14 protein-coding genes and 1 tRNA gene are annotated in these 20,265 nt (G+C 71.3%); 10 read left to right on the forward strand and 5 right to left on the reverse strand.

The genetic code is table 11. The features are described from left to right. Positions 1-57: 57 nt before the first annotated feature. Positions 58-2,091 carry a TIR domain-containing protein gene (locus ND747_RS03235; RefSeq protein WP_251731644.1) on the forward strand — a complete coding sequence of 678 codons (2,034 nt, stop codon included), beginning with the start codon at positions 58-60 and terminating at the stop codon, positions 2,089-2,091. Between the two features lie 203 nt (positions 2,092-2,294). On the opposite strand, the gene ND747_RS03240 is transcribed toward ND747_RS03235, so the two are convergent. Next, positions 2,295-4,421 carry a hypothetical protein gene (locus ND747_RS03240; RefSeq protein ID WP_251731645.1) on the reverse strand — a complete coding sequence of 709 codons (2,127 nt, stop codon included), beginning with the start codon at positions 4,419-4,421 and terminating at the stop codon, positions 2,295-2,297. Positions 4,422-4,460: 39 nt separating this feature from the next. Continuing rightward, a complete protein-coding gene (locus tag ND747_RS03245; RefSeq protein ID WP_251731646.1) occupies positions 4,461-5,864 on the reverse strand; it encodes a glycosyltransferase family 2 protein in 1,404 nt (467 codons plus the stop codon). A 379-nt stretch (positions 5,865-6,243) separates the two neighbouring features. On the opposite strand from ND747_RS03245, the gene ND747_RS03250 reads away from it, so the two are divergent. Continuing rightward, positions 6,244-6,636, forward strand: a complete 393-nt coding sequence (locus ND747_RS03250; protein WP_251731648.1) for a DUF5999 family protein — start codon at positions 6,244-6,246, stop codon at positions 6,634-6,636. 279 nt (positions 6,637-6,915) lie between these two features. After that, positions 6,916-8,424: a bifunctional phosphatase PAP2/diacylglycerol kinase family protein gene (locus tag ND747_RS03255; RefSeq protein ID WP_251731699.1), complete on the forward strand. Its 1,509-nt coding sequence runs from the start codon at positions 6,916-6,918 to the stop codon at positions 8,422-8,424. A gap of 102 nt (positions 8,425-8,526) precedes the next feature. Here ND747_RS03255 and ND747_RS03260 read toward each other — a convergent pair whose 3' ends face one another. Beyond that, entirely contained in the window at positions 8,527-9,363 is an 837-nt protein-coding gene (locus ND747_RS03260) for a hypothetical protein (RefSeq protein WP_251731650.1), read from the reverse strand. 1,573 nt (positions 9,364-10,936) lie between these two features. Beyond that, the gene (gene aceE / locus ND747_RS03265) at positions 10,937-13,708 is read right to left on the reverse strand and encodes a pyruvate dehydrogenase (acetyl-transferring), homodimeric type (protein WP_308204547.1); all 2,772 of its coding nucleotides are present in this window, start codon (positions 13,706-13,708) and stop codon (positions 10,937-10,939) included. A 418-nt stretch (positions 13,709-14,126) separates the two neighbouring features. On the opposite strand from aceE, the gene ND747_RS03270 reads away from it, so the two are divergent. Next, complete coding sequence (locus ND747_RS03270; RefSeq protein ID WP_251731651.1) at positions 14,127-14,531, forward strand: secondary thiamine-phosphate synthase enzyme YjbQ; 405 nt, start codon at positions 14,127-14,129, stop codon at positions 14,529-14,531. A gap of 282 nt (positions 14,532-14,813) precedes the next feature. After that, a complete protein-coding gene (locus ND747_RS03275; protein ID WP_251731653.1) occupies positions 14,814-15,251 on the forward strand; it encodes a DUF3052 domain-containing protein in 438 nt (145 codons plus the stop codon). 170 nt (positions 15,252-15,421) lie between these two features. Here the strand turns inward: ND747_RS03275 and ND747_RS03280 are convergent, their stop codons facing one another. Next, positions 15,422-16,150 carry a DUF4234 domain-containing protein gene (locus tag ND747_RS03280; RefSeq protein ID WP_251731703.1) on the reverse strand — a complete coding sequence of 243 codons (729 nt, stop codon included), beginning with the start codon at positions 16,148-16,150 and terminating at the stop codon, positions 15,422-15,424. A 341-nt stretch (positions 16,151-16,491) separates the two neighbouring features. Between ND747_RS03280 and ND747_RS03285 the strand changes: the two genes are divergently transcribed. The 5 genes from ND747_RS03285 (at position 16,492) to ND747_RS03305 (ending at position 20,186) form a co-directional block, all read left to right on the forward strand. Continuing rightward, positions 16,492-16,950, forward strand: coding sequence for a peroxiredoxin (locus tag ND747_RS03285; protein WP_251731655.1), 459 nt, complete (start codon positions 16,492-16,494; stop codon positions 16,948-16,950). A 174-nt stretch (positions 16,951-17,124) separates the two neighbouring features. Further along, positions 17,125-17,196, forward strand: a tRNA-Val gene (locus tag ND747_RS03290). A 288-nt stretch (positions 17,197-17,484) separates the two neighbouring features. Beyond that, on the forward strand, positions 17,485-17,811 hold the full coding sequence (locus tag ND747_RS03295; protein ID WP_251731656.1) for an FKBP-type peptidyl-prolyl cis-trans isomerase: 327 nt from the start codon (positions 17,485-17,487) through the stop codon (positions 17,809-17,811). A 330-nt stretch (positions 17,812-18,141) separates the two neighbouring features. Next, positions 18,142-19,476: a lamin tail domain-containing protein gene (locus tag ND747_RS03300; protein WP_285899913.1), complete on the forward strand. Its 1,335-nt coding sequence runs from the start codon at positions 18,142-18,144 to the stop codon at positions 19,474-19,476. A gap of 272 nt (positions 19,477-19,748) precedes the next feature. Then, complete coding sequence (locus ND747_RS03305) at positions 19,749-20,186, forward strand: hypothetical protein (protein ID WP_251731660.1); 438 nt, start codon at positions 19,749-19,751, stop codon at positions 20,184-20,186. Positions 20,187-20,265: the final 79 nt, after the last annotated feature.

Raw genomic sequence — 20,265 nt, forward strand, 5'->3', positions numbered from 1 at the left:
GCGGACATCACGGCCATCGCTATGGCGCGGGACGTTCGGGGGCCAAAATGATGCGTCATGTCGGGGGATCGTGACGCAACGCCAGGGTGGGACTTCTTTGTCTCCTACACCAGGGCGGACCAGCCATGGTCGGAGTGGATCGCCTGGCAGCTGGAGGAGAGCGGTTACCAGGTGCTGATCCAGGCCTGGGACTTCGTGCCTGGCGTGGACTGGCGAGTCAAGATGGATCAGGGCGTCGTCCACGCCACCCGCACCATCGCGGTGGTGTCCACGGCCTATCTGGGTTCCGTCTATGGCGGCGAGGAGTGGCGCGCCGCCCGGACCGCCGACCCGGACGGCCTGCAGCGCCGCCTGCTGCCCATGCGCATCGAGGACTGCGAGCTGCCCGACGAGCTGCACACCGTGGTGTCGGTCGACCTGTTCGGCCTGGATGCGCTGGCGGCCCAGGATCGTCTGCTCACCGCGGTGCGGGCCGCCCTGCTGGGCCGGACGAAGCCGATCGTCAAGCCGGAATTCCCCGTTCACCCCGACCGCCCGCACCCCGACCGCCCGCACCCCGCCGCTGACTCCGCGACCACCGCTGACAGCGACGACACCACCCAGCCCCCCTCGAACGGACGTCCCCCGTCTCTCCCGCCGCCTCCGGACTTCCCGGGCTCTCCGCAGGACTCCACCGTTCCGGTGGCCCCGACCGTTCCGGTGGCCCCGACCGTTCCGGTGGCCCCGACCGTTCCGATCGGCCTCACCGCTGCGGCGGAGTCCCCGCCGCTGATGTCCCCACCACCCGTGGCGGTCCTGCGGCGCAGCCCGTGGGCGGTCGGCGGACGTCTCACCGGCCACACCAGCTGGGTGCGGTCGGTCGCGTTCTCGCCGGATGGACGCCTGCTTGCCAGCGGCAGTCACGACCGGACCGTCCGACTGTGGGACGTCACCCATCCAAGGCGTGCCCGGCCGGCCGCTGCCCCCCTGACCGGACCAACCGACCGGGTACTCTCCGTCGCCTTTTCCCCGGACGGACGTCTGCTCGCCGCCGGCGGCGCCGATGGGACGGTCCGTCTCTGGGAGATCGCCCATCGGGGTCGGGCCACCCTGCTCGCCACCCTGCGTACCGGCTCTACCGACGCACCCTCGCTGGTGTGGTCGCTGGCCTTCGCCCCGGACGGTCGGACACTCGCCGCCGGCTGTCATGACGGCCAGATCCGCCGCTGGGACATCCCCGGCACGCGACCCGTCGGCGCCGGGCGCGCCGCTCGCAACAGTGTCCCCGCCGCCGGCACCACTCTCCCCGGCCACACCGACCGGGTACTCTCCGTCGCCTTCTCCCCGGACGGACGCCTGCTCGTCGCCGGCGGCGCCGACGAGACGGTCCGCCTGTGGGACATCACCGATGAGGCCCACGCCCAGTCCCACACCATCCTGCGCACCACCGGCATCTCCGACGCCCACGGCGCCGGCAACGCCCATGCCCCCGCCACCAGCGCTCCCGCCGCCGCCAATGCCACCACCGCGGCCCGGGCTGGTGCCGGCGGTACAACCGGGACCAGCGGCCTCACGGGAGCCGGCGGGACCACGGGGACCGGTCGAGTCTGGTCCGTCGCTTTCGCCCCGGACGGACGCACTCTCGTGGCCAGCGGCGACGGCATCCTGCGACGGTGGGCGCCAGGCCGGACGGCCGCCCAGACCGTGTCTCTGACCAGCCTCGCCACCGGCAGCACCACCCGTGTGCTCTCGGTCGCCTTCGCCCCGGACAGCTGCACGCTGGCCGCCACCAGCGCCGACGGAACGCTACGGCTGTGGGACCTCCCCCCTCCGTTCCATGCCCGTCCGTCCGAGGCAAGCCCATCCGGCGCTCGTCCGTCCGGCCTTGGCTCGTTCGGCGCCCGTCCGTCCGATGCCCGTCCGATCGGTGCCCGTGCGTCCGAGGCCCGTCCATACGAGGCCCGTCCATACGAGGCCCGTCCGATCGGTGGGCCCCTCGCCGGGCACACCAATCTCCTCGTCTTCGCAGTCGCCTTCGCGCCGGACGGTCACACCCTCGCTACCGGCAGCGCCGACGGCACGATCCGTCTCTGGGACCGGTCCGAACTCTGACCGCATCGCGGTGGACCGATGCCAGCGGACGTGCCCCGCGCGCATCTGAAGATCGTTTGCTGCTCGACAGGCGTCCTGCCGAGGCGTAGTGAAGAAGATCGGGCCCCAATCCTTCACTAGGCCTCGGCAAGATCCGATCATGGTGTCGAGCTCGAGGAAATGGTCCTTCGTCGGCCGCCGCGCAGGCCCGGGACGAGTGACTGTCAGCGGCGACGGTGGCCTGGGCGAGGGTCATCGTGATGGTCGCCGAGGCGGATTGGCTCGGCAGCGCTGTCGGCGGAGTCACCGGCCCTGGCATCGCCCTGGTCGTCGGCATCGCCCTGGTCATCGGCATCGCCCTGGTCGTCGGCATCGGCATCGGCATCGGCGTCGGGGGCGGGGTCGGTTCCAGGGCTGGTCTCGGCGGTGGTCCTGGTTGTGTCATCGGCGTCGAGGTTGCCGGGGGCGGAGAGCGGCCCGGGAGCAGTGCTGCCGTCGGTGCCGTCGGTGTTGGTGCGCGTGTGGAAGGGGACGCCGGTGCCCCTGGTCTGGAGGCCTTCGGCCCTGGGCTCAGACCCGGCGCTGGCCTCGGACCCGGCGCTGGCCTCGGACCCGGGTCCGGACCCGGACCCGGCCTCGGACCCGGACCCGGCCTCGGACCCGGACCCGGCGTTGGCACTGGTCCGGACGGGGATGGGGTCGGAGGCCCACAGATCGGTGCTGGTGATCTCGTCGGGGGCGCGACGGGAGCGGTGGACGAGGGTGAGTCGGCGGGTGCCCAGTGCGGCGGCCGGGGGGAACAGGACGAGCACCGGCAGCATGTACCGGTAGTCGAAGCAGACCGTGGCGGCGGGCACGATGAGGAAGGCGAGGCCGACGGCGGCGAGCAGGCCGATGTCGGCCCGCAGGCGAGCCTGCTCCACCGTCCGGACGCGGAAGCGGCGCCGGGCGGAGGCGCCGCGCAGCCCCAGACGGGGGGCATGTCGTCGTCCGGGCAGGATGATCGCGACCGCGGCCAGCGCCAGCAGGCCGGCGAGTACCGGGCCGGGGGTGTAGCCGTACCGGCCGTAGCTGCGCAGGTGGCCGGCGACGGGTTCGCGGATGATCCGAGCCGGGCTCTGCCCGTGGAAGGCCAGCAGCGGCTCGTTGTTGTGCAGGTAGCGGGGTTCGTTCGCGGTGGGGAAGCGCCAGGTGTCGATGGGCCAGTCGCGGTGGCCGATCGGATGGCCGGGGCGGAGGTAGTGCACGACCTCGCCGGCGACCATCCGGGCGTAGTCGGTGAACTGGTAGCGGATCACCTGGTGGGTGAACTCGCGCATCAGCGCCTCCTGCTCGTCCGGCGTGCCGGGCAGGCGCCAGTGCGGGCTGTGGCCGCTCCACACGTAGAAGCTCGGGTCCGGGCGTTCGGCGACGGGATGCGGAGAACACAGCACGAGCGCCTGGACCGGCAGGTGCAGTCGGTCGCATTCGGCGATCGGGGCGACCCGTCCGTACATCCAGAGGGCATCCCCGCCGGTCAGCGCGTAGCTGCCGTGGGCGGAGTGGAACCAGCTGGCGTAGCCGACGAGCGGGACGGCGAGGGCCGCCGCGAAGGTGCCCAGGCGCAGCCAGCCGACCCGGCGCAGCAGTAGCCAGCCGAGGACCAGTACGGCGACCCCGACCCCGACCGTGCGCACCAGGCCGGCCCCGGCCAGCAGCAGCCCGGCCAGGGCGCATGTCCACACCGCCGGGCGCGGCGACCACAGCAGTGCGACGAGCGCGCCGACCAGCAGCGTCAGGCACAGGCTCTCGGCCATCACAAAGTGCTCGAGGACGAGCTCGTACGCGTCGAGCAGGACGGGCGCGGCGGCCAGCGCGGCGATCGGTGCCGCCACCCGCCGGTGGACGAGCAGTGCGTACAGCGCCACGCCGATGGCAAGCCCGGCGCCATGCTGGACGACGGTGACCCACCACAGGTCGCCGGTGTGCGACATCAGCCGCAGAAAGGCGGGATAACCTGCCGGACGCATCGGGTCGGGGGACTGCAGCGTCGACAGGCGCAGGTAGGAATACGAGTCGCCGTTGAACTCGAAGGCGGGCCGGTAGGCGTAGGCCGTCAGGGCCCGCAGCACCAGACCCGCGGCGAACACGACCGCGAACGGCAGATGCCGCACTACCCGGCGGACAGTCCGTGGACGTCCGTAGCCGCTGCCTGCGTCGATGGAGCCCAGCCGTACCGGTGCGTCCGCGGCGGGACCAAGGGGGGCAGGTTCGAGGTCGGGTCGGGTCGGGTCGGGATCCGACGGGGCAGGTTCGAGGTCGGGTCGGGGCGGTTCGAAGCCGGGGGCCGGGCGGCCTGGCGAGGTGACCATGGTGGGGGAGCCGTCCGGGGTGACGTCGGTGGGGAGCGGTCAGAAGCCGACGGCCTCGGGCGCGGACTGGGCTGTCTCCAGGACCCGACCGTCGAGGCCGGGTGCTCCGGCCGGTGACTGTGCTCCGGCTGGTGACTGTGCTCCGGCCGGTGACTGGGGACCTGCCGGTGACTGTGCGCCTGCCGGTGGCCGGGGGGCGTCGGAGGGGCCGCCGCGGGAGCTGTCGGACGGAGGTGATGCCGGGCGGGCGGTGGCGCGCTGATGTTCGCCGCTGGGCCCGGCGGTGAGCAGGCGCAGGAAGAACGAGCCGAAGGCGGTCTGGGCGCCGAGCACCATCAGCGTCATGGCCAGCAGCGCGGGTCGGATCTCGTCGAGCGGGCCGAGATCGTTCGCGAGCCAACGGGCGAGGACCACGATGTCGACGACGAAGCCGATGCCGAACAGCAACCCGCCGAGCGCCAGGCCCCGTTCCAGGGTGAACCGCCGGTGGATCTGCGGCAGCGGCCAGCGGCGCCGTTCGGGCCAGCCGGCGGTGTGGTTGTGCACGTCCGCGCAGACGCCGAGCAGCACCACCTGCCAGCCCAGCAGCGCCATCAGGGCGAACAGGATCGAAAAGTGCAGGTCGAGTCGGTGAAAGCCGACGTCCAGCGCACCGGGCAGCAGCACCGCCTGGCCAAGCAGACCGAGCGCCAGCAGGACGAGCCCGGGCAGGACGAACAGGTGCCGCGGCGCGAGCAGCAGCATGAACCGCAGGTGGCGCCAGCCGTCGCGCAGCGAGTGCAGCTTCGAGTCGCCCACCCGCGGGTGGTAGGTGATCGGCACCTCCTCGATGCGCAGCTCGGCCCGCCCGGCGGCGATCACCAGCTCGCTGGCCAGCTCCATCCCCTCGCAGCGCAGCCGCATGCGCAGGTACGCCTCCCGGCTGAACGCCCGCATCCCCGAATGGGCGTCGGACGAACGGACGTCGAACAGCCGGTTCAGGACGCCGGTGAGCGCCGGGTTGCCGACATAGCGATGCAGCCAGGGCATCGCCCCGGGCAGGATCCGCCCGGCGAACCGGGAGCCGAGCACGTAGTCGGCCCGGCCGGCCCGCAGTGGAGCGAGCAGCGCGGACAGGTCGGAGAAGTCGTACGAGTCGTCGGAGTCGCCCATCACGATCAGCCGGCCGTGGGCGGCGGCGAACCCGGCCAGATAGGCGTTGCCGTAGCCGCGCCGGGACTCGGCCACCACCCGGGCGCCGGCCGCGCGGGCGACCTCGGCGGAGTTGTCCGTCGACCCGTTGTCGACGACGACCACCTCGCCGGACGCGTCTGCCGCGGCGAGACCGGCCATGGCCTTGCGTACACACACGCCGACCGAATCCTGCTCGTTGAGGCACGGCATCACCACCGACACCTCGATCGGCCGTGCGGGCGCCAGCACATCGGCCTGTGCACCCTCCATCGTGCGTACCCCCTCCATGGCTGGGCGGGCCGCGGAACACGGCGGAACCGACGTGGCCATTCTGACGGCCGGTGCCAGCGTGCGCGCGACCGCAGCCCCGTAACCTACCGATCTGCCCAGCACGTTCTGATACCGGTATCGGAATGCGGACATGCCGTGACCCGCACACCAACGGCCAGGCGTGGGCCGCTCTACGTCGTTGCAGGTCAGGTCAGGTCAACGCGGGCGTCTGTCGTCGACGGCACACGGATCGACAGGGCAGCGGGCGGACACGCCAGACCCTTCACGTGCGCCTCGGTGTGACGCTTCTTACGAGGAGGCGTAACGTCTGGTGCTCGTGCAAGGTGTTCGTGTTTCAGACGAGTCGCAGGCACCCCAGGTGCCCGGCGACGACCCGGAGCCCTCCTCAATCGCCACGGGCGCGATGGCCACCTCGGCCAGCGCTGTGGCCGTCTCGGCCGGTACCACGGCCGCCTCGGTCCGAGCCGGTGGCCCGATCTCGCACGGAGCCAGTCCACCGCCGTGTGACTGCCCGCATTCACCACCCTGCCCGGCCGCCGACAGTGTCGACCGCGATGCCGCCCGGCTCGCCAGCGAGCACTGGGACCAGGGCTGGTGCCTGCTGTGCAACGGCGTGATCCGCTTCGACGACACCGGGGAGATCCTCCCGACCGGCCGGACGGTCGAGCCGCGGCGCACCCTGCCCCGGCCAGCCGGAGTCCCGTTCGCCCCGGCACCCCGCCGGGCCAACCACACCGCCATCCACGCCTGACCCGGTCCGGGCCATCCGGCCTTCCCGGGCGTCCGGTGCCTCTCGGCGTCCGGGCGTCCGGCTCGCCTGGACGGCTGACCCGGTCGGACGTGTGATGTTCGTCCCCGATGATCGGATGGCGGCCCAGGTGGGTACGGTGCGGTCGTGGCGGTGAGATCGGTGGACGAGCGCATGGCGACGGCGGTGTCCCGGGCAGGGTGGGTGTTCCAGACCCGGCCGGTGTGGCCGGGTGGGTCGGGGCGGGGCGGTGGGCGTGCGCTGCGGCGGGCTCGGGTGCTCATGCGCCGCGACATCGCTGCCGGCCAGACGTTCGCCGCCGCGTTCGTGCGCGCCGACCGGTCGCTGTTCGCCGCACTCGCCGGCGGGCGGCCTCTGATCGACCCGGTGCTGCCCAGGCTGTCGCACGCGGCCGACCATGGCCTGCTGTGGTGGGGCGTGGCCGGTGCGCTGGGCGCCACCAAGGGGCGGCGCCGGCCGGCGGCGGCCCGGGGCCTGATCGGCCTGGGCGTGGCCAGCCTGATCGCGAACGGCCCGGCCAAGTTCGTCTTTCGCCGGGACCGACCGCCGACCCACGGCATCCCGCCGCTGCGTCGGCTCTCCCGGGACCTGTCGACCTTCTCGTTCCCGTCCGGGCATGCGGCGTCGGCGGCTGCGTTCGCGACCGGAGTCGCCCTGGACGCCCCCGCCGCCGCGGTGCCGGTGGCCGCACTCGCCGCTGCGGTCGCCTTCTCCCGGGTCTACGTCGGCGTCCACTATCCCGGAGACGTGCTGGCCGGCGTGGCGCTCGGCGTCGGCGCGGGCCTGTTGACGACCAAGGTGATGCCGCGCCGGCCCTGGGCGCCGGCGCGGGCGAGTCCGGCGTCGGCCTGGGCCCCGGCCCTGCCCGACGGCGAGGGCCTCACCGTCGTGGTCAACTCGCGTTCGGGCCAGGGCCATCACGACGACCTGGTCGCGGTGCTGCGTGCCGACCTGCCGCGGGCCCGTGTCATCGAGGTCGGTCCGTCCGACGACATGAACGACGTGCTGGCCAAGGCGGCGGCATCCGCCCGGGTGCTCGGCATCGCCGGCGGCGACGGCAGCATCAACTCGGCCGCGCAGGTGGCGATCGCCCGAGGCACTCCACTGGCCGTCTTCCCGGCCGGCACGCTCAACCACTTCGCCGCCGATCTCGGTCTTGCCGGAGCCGGTGACACCGTGCAGGCCATCCGGGCAGGGACGGCGGTCGCGGTCGATCTGGGTCGCGCCGACGGGATTTCGGCGAAGTTCGACCGGATCTCGCGCATCTTCGTCAACACGGCGAGTCTCGGTGGCTATCCCGACATGGTCGCCCTGCGTGAACGCCATGAGCGCCGGCTCGGCAAGTGGCCGTCGATGGTCATCGCGCTGAGCTGGGTGCTGCGCCATGAGTCACCCTTCGACGTCGAGATCGACGGCGAACAGCGCCGGGTCTGGCTGATCTTCGTCGGGAACGGTGTCTACCATCCCGACGGTTTCGCGCCGACCTACCGCAGCCGGCTCGACGAAAGCCAGCTCGACCTTCGGGTCGTCGACGCCGCCGCCCCCTTGGCCCGGGCACGCCTGATCGGCGCCGTGCTGACCGGACGGCTCGGCCGCAGCCGGGTCTACGAGCAGCGCACCGTCGAACGGGTCCTGATCGCCTCCCGCCAGCCCGGTGCCCTGCCGTTCGCCTGCGACGGCGAGGTCACCGAGGGCGTCGACCGGATCGTGATCGCCCCCAGCGCCGCCCGGCTGATCGTCTACCGCCCCCGCCGCGCCGGGGAGGTCTGACCGTTTCCCGTCCACCCGGACGATCGGCCGCCCGAACAGCCAGGGACCGCTGGCTGGCGGGGCCGGACGAGACGGCGTCGGGCCCCGCCGAACGGCGGTTGGTCAGCTGCCGCGGTGCTGCAGTGGGACGAGGGTGTGTAGCGGCCTGGTGAGCTGGGAGAACTGGTCGGCGTCGAGCAGATCCTCGACGAGCAGGGCGCAGGCGAGGTCCGCGCACAGTTCCATCACCCGGTGATCCTCACCGGAGTCGAGCCCGAGCCGCCGCCCGCGGCAGTCCGGACACAGCCGCCAGAACCCCTCGGCGGCGCTGCGGCGTACCAGCGTCCATACCCGTCGCCGACCGGTCACCACGGCGCTGGCGAAGGCCGCGTCCATGGCCTGCTGATGGGCCGTGTCGTCCCGGGTCAGCGCGCTGACCAGCAGGCCGTCGTACACCTGGAGGCTGTCCGGGTTATGGCAGCGACCAGCCAGTACCGGCAGGGCCGCCAGCACCCGTTTGACGTCCGCCGCGGCCGGCCCGAGATCAGGCTCGTGCGAGCGGGCCCGCGGATACACCGTGCGCCACGGCCGCATCAGCGCCGCGTACTCGGCCCGGCCCAGGATCGGCCGGGAGTAGGAGGCGGCGACCGCATCGCGCATCGCTCGCAGCGCCGTGGCCGCCACCGACGGCTCGACCGTCACGTACTGCGCGCCGGCCAGATCGTCGGCGTAGATCGCGCTGAGGGCGTCAAAGGCAGCCAGCACCTCGACGATCAGCGGCGAATCCGGGGACAGTGCCTTGTCCCGCGCCGCGGCCAGGTAGCCCGAGTTGCGCCAGGCGCCGGCCAGCGCGCCCAGTTCGGTGTCGGTGGTGTGCACGAGCTGGGCGAGGATGCCGAGAATGCCCCGCAGGTTCGGATGCTCCTCCAGCCGCTCGATGCGACGCGCCCGCAGGATCATGCCGCCCACCTGGTAGCTGTCGGGACCCCGTTCAACTTGTCCTCCTCGACCGTCACGGCGTGGTCCTCCTCGACCGTCACGGCGTGCACCGGGCAGCCGTCGTCCACATCCTTGCGCGCCCTGCCGGCGAGCCGGGGACCGGCGCTGCGCCGGCCGGACCGGATCTCCGCGTGGTCCGCGATGTCGCGAAGACCACGCGCCGTTGTTCTCGGACACCGTAGCGGCGTGCGGCGGCGAATGAGGGTAGTGCCGCACACAGCCGGTACGCGGCGAGCTACACCGCGTTTCCGATCTCCGGATGTCACCCTCGTGAGACTAATGTTTGGCGACCCGATGTGGAACTCGTCGTGCCATTCGGTGGGGCATGGCGGTGCTGCTCCGGGGGTATCTCGACGCCGGACGACGGGGTCTGTGCAGCTGGCCGGCGCCGCCCGCCCGGCAGACTTCACTGCGGTGTTCGTCACTGAGTGCGACCACGGTGCCAGCGTGCGTCGGACCATCCGCACCGCGGCCCACCTGCACTACCTGTCGTGTCCGAGTGGATGCCCAGCCCTCTCGCCGGCTCGATGCGCACCGCATCGGACGCCTGGCAAAGAAAAATCTGCGCGATCTGCCTCGCGCCACCGACCGCACCGTCCGGGTGCGCGCCTTCCCCCGACCGTGCCGGCCCGAACGGGCTCCCCCCGCACCCCTCCCGCACGTCTTCCGCGCTCCTCCGCCGCCCCTCCCGGACGTCCTGTGCCTGCCTTCCCCGTGCGCCCTGCGCACCATCCCGGGTCGGGACCTGTCCTGTCCGTGCGGGAGGGACCGCATGGCCGGGTCGCTCGCTCGCACGGGCCGCCCGCCCGTCGGACTCGGACGGGGTGATCGCTTGGCCCTGGTCCGGCACGCCCTCGCGTCCCTCGTTCCGGGCGCTCACCTTCAGCACTTTTGGTAGCCGCATCGTGCCTAGCTGCTCACGCGTCCTACCCTTACTGCGCCGCAAAATGTAAATATCATCCAATATCGGTCAGGTGTGTATGGCGTCGTCTCGCCACCTTCGACTCTGCCGGCCAGGTGGGCGGCGACAGAAGCCAGCCGGTTCCGTCGCCGCCCACCTGGCCCACCGGTCCGTCCACTCTCCGCAACCAAACCGCCCCGCGCCTACACGGACAGTCGCCTGTTCTTTGCCGTCGCCACGCCTCGCAACGGGCCCCGAAGCAAGATCCGCCTACATGGATCGTCGTGGGGGAATGTGGAGGGTTGTTCGGGGAATCCGGGCCTGAATCCTTGAACAACCCTCCACATGCGGCTCGACCAGCAAGGTCTTTGGCCTTGTGGACGTGGGCCGGACGCGTGGGGCGGGCGTGTGGATCGGGGACATGGATCGGGGACATGGATCGGGCCCGCAACGGCGGCCGGAAGGGCGGTCGCTGCGGGCCCGAGGTGGTGCGGGGAGAGTCGGCCGGTGGTTGCCCGGTCAGCCGGTGGTGCCGGTGGTGCCGGTGGTGCCGGTGGTGCCGGTGGTGCGGTGTCTGTCGGTGGTGCCGGTGCGGTCGACCGGTGGTGCGGTGTCTGTCGGTGGTGCGGTCGGTCAGTCGGTGGTGCTGGTCGCGTCGGTGTCGCGCAGGGCGAAGCGGCGGATCGCGTCCTCGACCGTGCTGGCCTTCACCTCGCCAGCGCGGACCAGTGACTCGAGGGTGGCGACGACGACCGACTCGGCGTCGACCTTGAAGTGACGGCGCAGGGCCGCCCGGGTGTCGGAGCGGCCGTACCCGTCGGTGCCCAGCGAGGTGAACGGCTGCGGCACCCAGCGGGAGATCTGGTCGGGGACCGCGCGCATCCAGTCGGAGACGGCGATGACCGGGCCGGGGGCGCCGTCGAGGATGCGGGTGATGTACGGCGCGGGGCCGTCGGCCTCGGGGTTGAGCAGGTTGTCCTGCTCGCGCTCGAGGGCCTCACGGCGCAGCTCGTTCCACGAGGTCGCCGACCAGACGTCGGCGGCGACGCCGTAGTCGGCGGCGAGCAGCTCCTGCGCGGCCAGCGCCCAGTGGATGGACGTGCCACTGGCCAGCAGCTGCGCCCGCGGTGCGGAGCCACCGTCGTCCTGGCCGTTGGGCCCACCGCCGGGAAGCGACGTGGCCGGACGGAAGCGGTACAGGCCGGCGAGCAGCTGGGCCGGGTCGAGGCCCTCGGGCTCGGCCGGCTGGGGCACCGGCTCGTTGTAGACGGTGAGGTAGTAGAAGACGTTCTCGTCGCGCTCGCCGTACATCCGGTCGAGGGCGTCGCGCACGATGTGCGACACCTCGAAGGCGAACGCCGGGTCGTAGGAGATGCAGGCCGGGTTGGTGCTGGCCAGCAGCAGCGAGTGGCCGTCCTGGTGCTGCAGTCCCTCGCCGTTGAGCGTGGTGCGCCCGGCGGTGGCGCCGAGCAGGAAGCCCCGGCCGAGCTGGTCGCCCAGTGCCCACATCTGGTCACCGGTGCGCTGGAACCCGAACATCGAGTAGAAGACGTAGACCGGGATCATGTACTGCGCGTGGGTGGCGTAGGACGTGGCCGCGGCGATCACCGAGCCCATGCTGCCGGCCTCGCTGATGCCCTCGTGCAGCATCTGCCCGGACTCGGACTCCTGGTAGGACAGCAGCAGCTCGCGGTCCACGGCCTCGTAGCGCTGCCCGTGCGGCGAGTAGATCTTCGCCGTGGGGAACATCGCGTCCATGCCGAAGGTGCGGGCCTCGTCCGGGATGACGGGGACGAACCGCGGCCCGAGATCCTTGGTCTTCATGAGGTCCTTGAGGAGCCGGACGAACGCCATCGTCGTCGCCACCGGCTGCTTGCCGGAACCGCGGCGCAGCTCGTCGAAGATCTTCGCCGGCGGCTGGGGGAGCGGTTTGGCCCGCACGACCCGCTTGGGCATCGAACCGCCGAGCCCGGCCCGACGCTCCCGCATGTACTGGATCTCCTCCGAGTCCGGACCCGGGTGGTAGTAGGGCGGCAGGTCGCCGGCCAGCGCGGAGTCGGGGATTTCCAGGTAGAGCCGGTCCCGGAACTCCCTGAGTTCCGTCTTGGTCAGCTTCTTCATCTGGTGGGTGGCATTGCGGGCCTCGAAGTCCTTGCCCAGCGTCCAGCCCTTGATGGTGTGCGCGAGGATGACGGTGGGCTGACCGGTGTGCTCGGTGGCCGCCTTGTACGCCGCGTACAGCTTGCGGTAGTCGTGCCCGCCCCGGGAGAGCTTGCGCAGCTCGTCGTCGGAGAGATCGCCGACCATCCGGCGCAGCCGCGCGTCCGAGCCGAAGAAGTGCTCGCGGATGTACTCGCCGGACGATGTCGAGTACGTCTGGAACTGCCCGTCCGGGGTGGTGTTCATCCGGTTGACCAGAACGCCGTCGGTGTCCTTGGCCAGCAGCGGGTCCCAGTCGCGGCCCCAGACGACCTTGATGACGTTCCAGCCGGCGCCGCGGAACAGCGACTCCAGCTCCTGCATGATCTTGCCGTTGCCGCGGACCGGTCCGTCGAGGCGCTGCAGGTTGCAGTTCACCACGAAGATGAGGTTGTCGAGCTCCTCGCGGGCCGCGACGCCGAGCGCACCGATCGACTCCGGCTCGTCCATCTCGCCGTCACCGAGGAACGCCCAGACCTTGCTGCCCGAAGTGTCCTTGATCTGCCGGTTGAGCAGGTAACGGTTGAACCGGGCCTGGTAGATGGCGTCGATCGGGCCGAGGCCCATCGACACGGTGGGGAACTCCCAGAAGTCCGGCATCAGACGCGGGTGCGGATAGGACGACAGGCCGCCCGACTCGCTCTCGCGGCGGAACGCGTCGAGCTGGTGCTCGGTGAGCCGGCCTTCCAGATAGGCCCGTGCGTACATGCCCGGCGAGGCGTGACCCTGAATGAAGATCTGGTCGCCGGAGTCGCTGCCGGGAGAGTGAGAAAGATGGTCCTTGCCCCGGAAGAAGTGGTTGAATCCCACTTCGTACAGACTCGCGCTCGACGCGTAGGTGGCGATGTGACCGCCGACGTTGTACTCCGGCCGGTTCGCCCGGCTGACCATGATGGCCGCGTTCCACCGGATGTAGGCGCGAATACGGCGCTCGATGTGTTCGTCCCCGGGGAACCAGGGTTCCCGTTCCGGCGGAATGGTGTTGATGTAGTCCGTGCTGGTCAGGCCGGGAACCCCGACCGCCTTCTCCCGGGCCCGCTCGAGCAGTTTCAGCATGAGGAACCGGGCCCGGCCGCGGCCGGACTCCTCGATGACCGCGTCGAGGGACTCCAGCCACTCGCCGGTCTCCGCGGGGTCGATGTCGGGCAGCTGGCTCGGCAGACCATCGGTGATGATCGAGAAACTCCGGTTCGTGTCCTGCGCCACGCCTTCTCCTGCTCCTCAAGCTTCCGGGGCCGTCGGACCCACGCGAGGAGATCCTCCTCGTGTGGGCGCCGGCCCATGTGTCACGTCTCGTGGTCTCACGTCTCGTGGTGTCACATCTCGTGCACGCGGATGCGGGACTCCGCATGATCGATGCATCGCCGCGTCCTGGCTGCGGTCTGGTACGGCTCGGCGGATGACCCGTGCGGGCCGACGGATCCCCGGGTGCGGGGGTGGCCGGCGCCAGTCGGGGCACACGCCTTGGTTCCATCGTGCTCCGTCGTCGGGGCGTCGTCACGCACGCCTCGGTTACTTTTGAGTAGTGAATCGGACGATGGGCGTGGCGTTGTTGACATGTCGTCCGCGTCGATGCCGCGTCCACGGCACTTTCTGCGGCACAATCACCGTGATGGACACCCGAATGAAGACCACCACGGTGACCGTGAACACTGGGCGCCGAGAATGTGTGGTGGACCTCACGGCGGACGTGTCGCGCTTCGTCGCCGGTTCCGGTGATGGCCTGTTGTCGGTGTTCGTGCCACACGCGACTGCCGGTCTCGCCATCCTGGAGCTCGGCTCCGGCAGTGACGATGACCTGCTGGCCGCCCTGGCCGAGCTGCTGCCCGCCGACGACCGCTGGCGCCATGCGCACGGTTCGCGGGGCCATGGCCGGTCCCACGTGCTGCCTGCGCTCGTTCCCCCGTCGCTGACCATCCCCGTCCTGGCCGGGCGGCCGGCGCTGGGCACCTGGCAGTCCATCGCCCTGGTCGATCTCAACGTGGACAATCCCGACCGTACGGTCCGGCTGTCCTTCCTCCCGGGGTGAGGCGGCTTCCCGGGGTGAGGTGGACGAGGCGAGGATGAAGTGTCCACGTCGGCGGGATGAACCGGCTCCCGACCGGGTACCTGCCCCACGCGTTCCAGGTCGAGGATGCCCCGGCCGATCCACAACCGACGGCGTGGCACTTGCGCAGCCACCGGCAGGTCCGGTGGACTAGGTCGAGACGCGTCGCGTGATGGACCCCATCGCGGACTGTGTCGACGTACGAACCGGACGTCTCCGCGCCCACCGCGGGACGTCAACACAGGGAACAGGAGGTAGCGCAGGGTGAGTCCGACCGCGGCGAACGCCGAGGGTCAGCGCCGGGCGGAACGGCTGGGAGTCTCCGCCGGGACGCAGGTGCAGTCGCTCAACGAGGACGATGACATCGCCCAGGATCTGCTGGACGCGGTGACCAGCGCCAGTGGTACCGAGCTGGTCCCCGAGGATTCCGACGACGTCGTCGACATCGTGCTGCTCTGGTGGCGCGACGATGACGGTGATCTGGCGAACGCGCTCATCGACGCACGGCGGCAGCTCTCCGACGACGGTGTGATCTGGCTGCTGACCCCCAAGGCGGGACGGGACGGTCACGTTGCTCCCAGCGACGTGCTGGACGCGGTTCCCACCGCCGGCCTGGTGCAGACCAGCACGCTCAGTGCTGCTCAGGAGTGGTCCGGTCAGCGGCTTGCGGCGCCGAAGTCACAGCGGGCCCGCCACCGCTGAGTAGCGCACCGGCGTGCCGTCCCGGGGTGCCTGTGCCGGCCGCCGGCACACCGGGGTGTTCGGCTCGCTCGGTGATGTCGGCCGGCGGGGCAGGGTGCCACGCCGGCCTGGAACGACGTCCATGGGCATGTTCGCCTGCCCGAAAACGGTTATCCGAGGATGTGCCTCGTTCAGCGGTACAGCGGAACCTGCTGGCCCTCGACGGCCCCGGGGTAGCGGGCCCAGAGGCGGTTCAGCTCCAGCTGCAGGAACAGTGGCCCAAAGCCGATCAGGAACAGCACGAAGGCGAGCACCGGGTTCGTCTCGGGCACACCTGCGGCGTGCTGGGCGGCGCGGGTGCGGGTGCCGAGGCGCCAGGCGGCGACGAACGGCGGCACGATCACCAGCCAGCCGACCAGGAAGGCCAGCAGGGACAGGGTCGGGTTGACCTGGATACGCCGGTCGTACTCGCCGAGCTCCCGGTTCGTCTTGTAGATCCACACGAACGGATAGACGCCGAGGGTGATCAGGGGCAGGCCGAGCCAGGCCGCCAGCGGATTGCGGTGCTTGCCCAGCATGCCCGCGCCGCCGAGGTCACGCACCGGGCCAGCGGGGCCGTCCGGGCCCGGGAGGCCGTAGTCGGGGGTCGCGGGGTACCCCTGCTCCGGTTCCGGCCCGGACAGCGCCTCGCGGAACGCGTAGATCGGGAAGCCCCCGGTGGACGTGCCCGGCCCGTCGATCGGATGCGGCGCCCGGCCGGCCTCGCCGGGATAGGGCTGATCGGGGGAAAGGCTCGGCTGACGGGTGCGCTCGGACCGGCCGGGGTGGTTGTGGACATCTGGTTGGCCAGGCGGCTCTGGAAAGCCGTGGGGGGTGGCGCTCTGGTTGGTCAACGTCGTCCTGCCCTCATCGGTGTCCATGCCGGTGGCGTACGCGGATCGTGCTCCGAGGTACCGCACGTCTGGTCGATGGCTCCCGCGTCGATCGGCCAGACTAGGCCAGTCTGGCCGATGACACCTCGACACTCGCCGCCTGTGTGTCTCAGGAGCGTGAAACTTGCCGGCGACGCGGGTCCCGAAACATCCGCGCCACCCGTTGTGGGCCACACCGCGCCGCACCGATCGGTTCCCGGCCGGCGGAAACTGGCATGCTGGCAGCAGGGGACGGCGGGCCCGGTCGTGGCGGTGTCCTGAACGGACGTCGGCCTGATCGGCGTCGGCGTCACCGTGATCATCCCCATCGTTGTGGAGAGGAAGCGCTCGTGACCGTCGAAGTTGGCTCCGTCGCCCCGGACTTCTCGTTGAAGGATCAGAACAACGAGGTTGTCACCCTGTCTGACTTCCGCGGCAAGCGGAACGTTGTCCTGCTGTTCTACCCGCTTACCTTCACCGGCGTCTGCCAGGGCGAGCTGTGCTCGGTGCGGGACGACCTCGGTTCCTTCCAGAACGACAACGTGCAGGTCCTCGCCGTTTCCGTCGACTCGCCGTTCGCCCACAAGGTCTGGGCCGACCAGCAGGGCTACGAATTCCCGCTGCTGGCCGACTTCTGGCCGCACGGCGCCGTCGCGTCCTCCTACGGTGTTTTCAACGAGGAGCGGGGCATCTCCGTGCGTGGCACCTTCGTGATCGACAAGGAGGGTGTCGTGCGCTGGAAGGTCGTCAACAACATCCCCGACGCGCGTGACCAGGCCGAGTACCTCAAGGCCCTCGCCGCCCTCTAGACTTGGTTGGCGGGAGCCGGTGCGCGTTGCCGGGTCCTCTGGGCCCATGTACCGCCATCAGCGAGTACGTGCCGCCGCCGGTTCCCGCCCTGCCGTGCCGCTCGCTCCGTTGCCGCCTGAGGCGTCGCCCTGGCGTCGCTGACGTAGGCTTGGCGGGCTGCACCGACGTCTCCCGGGCGCGTAGCTCAGCGGGAGAGCGCTCGCCTTACAAGCGAGTGGTCGCAGGTTCGATCCCTGCCGCGCCCACGCGCTGGTTCCGCGTGCTTGCCGATCTTCGATCTGCTGTGGCGTGGCCATGATGCTGGCCGGGGTGCCGATCCCCCGGACCCCCTTCGGGCGAGGTCTCTCGAAACCTCCTGGGGGTGAGCGCCCGAAACCCTCGGGGGCCGCTGGGGGGTCCGCGTTGTGGGGGACGTGGCTGGGTCTGGGGACCGTTAGGGTCGGGGGAGCCGGGCGGCGGGCCGGGGTCTGTGGGCGGGTGTCGTCCGGCGGCCGGTCTGCTTCCCTCCACCGAGGTAGGAGAGGGCATTTCGCATGGGTGTTTCGATCGAGACTCTGTCGCCGGGGGATGGCACGACGTTCCCGAAGAAGGGCGACACGGTGACGATCCACTACGTCGGCACCTTGCGCAGTGGCAAGGTCTTCGACTCGTCCCGGGACCGTGGTACGCCGTTCACGACCGAGATCGGGGTCGGCCGGGTCATTCAGGGCTGGGACGAGGGCGTGCCCCAGCTGTCCCTCGGCCAGAAGGCGGTCCTCACCATCACCTGGGACTACGCCTACGGTGAGGCCGGCTTCCCGCCGGTCATCCCGCCGAAGTCCGATCTTCTCTTCGAGGTCGAGCTGCTCGGGATCTCCTAGCCCGCGAGCGGTCTGCCCGGCCGGGGGCTTTGCCTCGCCGGGCAGACCGCTGTGGCAGGGCCGGTGGCAGTAATGCCGCGGGGTGGCTGCGCTGAGTGGTCATCCGTGCTGCCCGTGGTGTTGGCGGCGCGTTCAGCAGGTCGTCGCCGGTGCACGAAAGGCTCGCCACGGCAGGGAGCGGGATTTCCCTCCTGCCTGGTCCGTGGAAGAGGAGTCCGCTCCGTGCACCGATGGTCAGGTGGTTCCAGACACCCCCGGCAGGCGTGGTCGTGGTGGCGGTCGCGCCGCCGGTTCGGCTCCGCCGCTGCGGGGACCGCGCTCGTGCTCGGCCTGGCGAGCGTGGCCGGCCTGGTCGTGCCACCGGGGACGGCGCAGGCGGCGACGACCGTGCGGATCAACGAGATCGAGTCGAGCGGCGGCAGCCCGGGGGACTGGGTCGAGCTCACGAACATCGGGTCCGCCGCGGTGGACGTGTCCGGCTGGAGTGTCCGGGACAACGACGACACGCACGTGTTCACGATCGCGGCCGGCACGTCCCTGGCCGCGGGCGGGCACCTGGTCCTCGACGTCGACCCGGTGTTCGGTCTGGGCAGCGCCGACTCGGTGCGCCTCTACCAGGCCGGCGTCACCACCCCGGTCGACTCCTACACCTGGACGTCGCACGCGTCGACGACCTACGGGCGCTGCCCGGACGGCACCGGGTCGTTCACCACGACCGCGGCGTCCACCCGCGGGGCGGTGAACTCCTGCCCGCCGGCCACCTGGCCCGGCGGCAGCTCGGTCGCCGTCGCCGACGCCGCGAACGTGTTCGGTGCGAACCTCAGCGGGCTGTCCTTCGACGGCGCCAGCGTGCTGTGGGCGGTGAAGAACGGTCCGGGCACGCTCTACCGCCTGGTGCCCAGCGGCGCGAACTGGACGCCGGACACCACCGGTGGGTGGACGGCCGGCAAGGCACTGCACTATCCCGGCGGCACCGGTGACCCGGACGCCGAAGGGGTGGTCACCACGCCGGACGGCCTGTTCGTCTCCACCGAACGCAACAACGATGCCAGCAGCGTGAGCCGACCGGAGGTTCTCCGCTTCGATGGCGCCTCCACCGCCTCGTCGCTGACCGCCACCGCCGAATGGAACCTCACCTCGGACCTGCCCGCGGTGGCCGCGAACAGCGGGCTTGAGGGCATCTCGTGGATTCCCGACTCATATCTGACCGCGCATGGATTTCACGACGACCACACCGGCGGCACCTACGACCCGGCGTCCTACGCCGGGCACGGCAGCGGTCTGTACTTCGTCGGGCTGGAGGCGAACGGCGCCGTCTACGCCTACGCTCTCAACCAGACCGGCACCACCTACACCCGGGTCGCCACGTTCGCCAGCGGGTTCTCCGCCGTCATGGACCTGGAATTCGATCCGAGTACCGGTCACCTGTGGGCGGAATGCGACGACACCTGCCAGGGTCGCACGGCGGTGCTCGACCTCAACGCGTCGGGAGCCTTCGCCGGCACCGCCGTGTACGCGCGTCCCGGGGGAATGAGCAACTACAACAACGAGGGCTTCGCGATCGCCCCGTCGGCGAGCTGCTCCGGTGGGTCCCGTCAGGTCGTCTGGTCCGACGACAGCAACGACAGCAGCCACGCCCTGCGCCGTGGAACCCTGACCTGCTGACCTGCTGACCTGCTGACCTGCTGACCTGCTGACCTGCTGACCTGCTGACCTGCTGACCTGCTGACCTGCGTGCGGGCGCCGGCATCAGCCCGGCCGGTGCCCGCACGCAGGAGGACTCGTCCGGCCACACCGCCGACGCCACACCGCCGGGGGCCGACGTCAAGCCGGATGACCCGCAGCCGGTGCACACTTCACCCGATCACCGTGGGGAGCGGGGTCCGGGCCGCGGGGGCTGGCACGGCCGGTGGCGCGACGACGGAGAAGGGCCGCACATGGACCAGAACCAGGACCAGAGCGGTACGGGGCTGGCCGGTGCGGCGCGGTGTGCGCGCTGCGGGGTGCCGCTCCCGCCCACGCCGGCGGGCGGGGGCGGGTGTGTGATCTGTCTGGCGGGGCCGGTGTGGCCGGGCGACGGCTGGTCGGAGCGGGACGAGGAGATCCCGCCGGTCTGCCAGGACTGCGGGGACCTGCTGATCCCCGAGGTGACCGCGCTGCCCGCGGGAGTCCCGGGGCGGCGGGAGCGTTGCCGGGTGTGCGCGGCGATCGGCCCGTGCCGGGACTGCGGGGACGCGATCATCTGCGGGTACAACGACGTGCCCGGTGCGGTGGTCGGGCGGCGGCTGTGCCGTGACTGCGCCCCCGACCCGACCGGCGGCGGCGACGATCTCCTGGTCGTCGTCGACACGACTGTCGACGACCCCGTCCTCTGACGGTCGTCACGCGTGACGACCGTGGGTCGCGTGGCGTCCGCGGCCAGGCGGCGGGCGGGCGGTCCGGTGCGGGTGTGGA

Origin of the sequence: Frankia sp. R82 (assembly GCF_023716925.1) — a bacterium.
In the GTDB taxonomy this organism is placed as follows: Bacteria; Actinomycetota; Actinomycetes; order Frankiales; family Frankiaceae; genus Frankia.

What these genes read in the sequence shown, in the direction of transcription:
- ND747_RS03235 (WP_251731644.1), top strand. Translation starts at nt 58, where the DNA reads ATGTCGGGGGATCGTGACGCAACGCCAGGGTGGGACTTCTTTGTCTCC.
- ND747_RS03240 (WP_251731645.1), bottom strand. Translation starts at nt 4,421, where the DNA reads ATGGTCACCTCGCCAGGCCGCCCGGCCCCCGGCTTCGAACCGCCCCGA.
- ND747_RS03245 (WP_251731646.1), bottom strand. Translation starts at nt 5,864, where the DNA reads ATGGAGGGTGCACAGGCCGATGTGCTGGCGCCCGCACGGCCGATCGAG.
- ND747_RS03255 (WP_251731699.1), top strand. Translation starts at nt 6,916, where the DNA reads ATGCGCCGCGACATCGCTGCCGGCCAGACGTTCGCCGCCGCGTTCGTG.
- ND747_RS03260 (WP_251731650.1), bottom strand. Translation starts at nt 9,363, where the DNA reads ATGATCCTGCGGGCGCGTCGCATCGAGCGGCTGGAGGAGCATCCGAAC.
- ND747_RS03270 (WP_251731651.1), top strand. Translation starts at nt 14,127, where the DNA reads ATGAAGACCACCACGGTGACCGTGAACACTGGGCGCCGAGAATGTGTG.
- ND747_RS03280 (WP_251731703.1), bottom strand. Translation starts at nt 16,150, where the DNA reads ATGGACACCGATGAGGGCAGGACGACGTTGACCAACCAGAGCGCCACC.
- ND747_RS03295 (WP_251731656.1), top strand. Translation starts at nt 17,485, where the DNA reads ATGGGTGTTTCGATCGAGACTCTGTCGCCGGGGGATGGCACGACGTTC.
- ND747_RS03305 (WP_251731660.1), top strand. Translation starts at nt 19,749, where the DNA reads ATGGACCAGAACCAGGACCAGAGCGGTACGGGGCTGGCCGGTGCGGCG.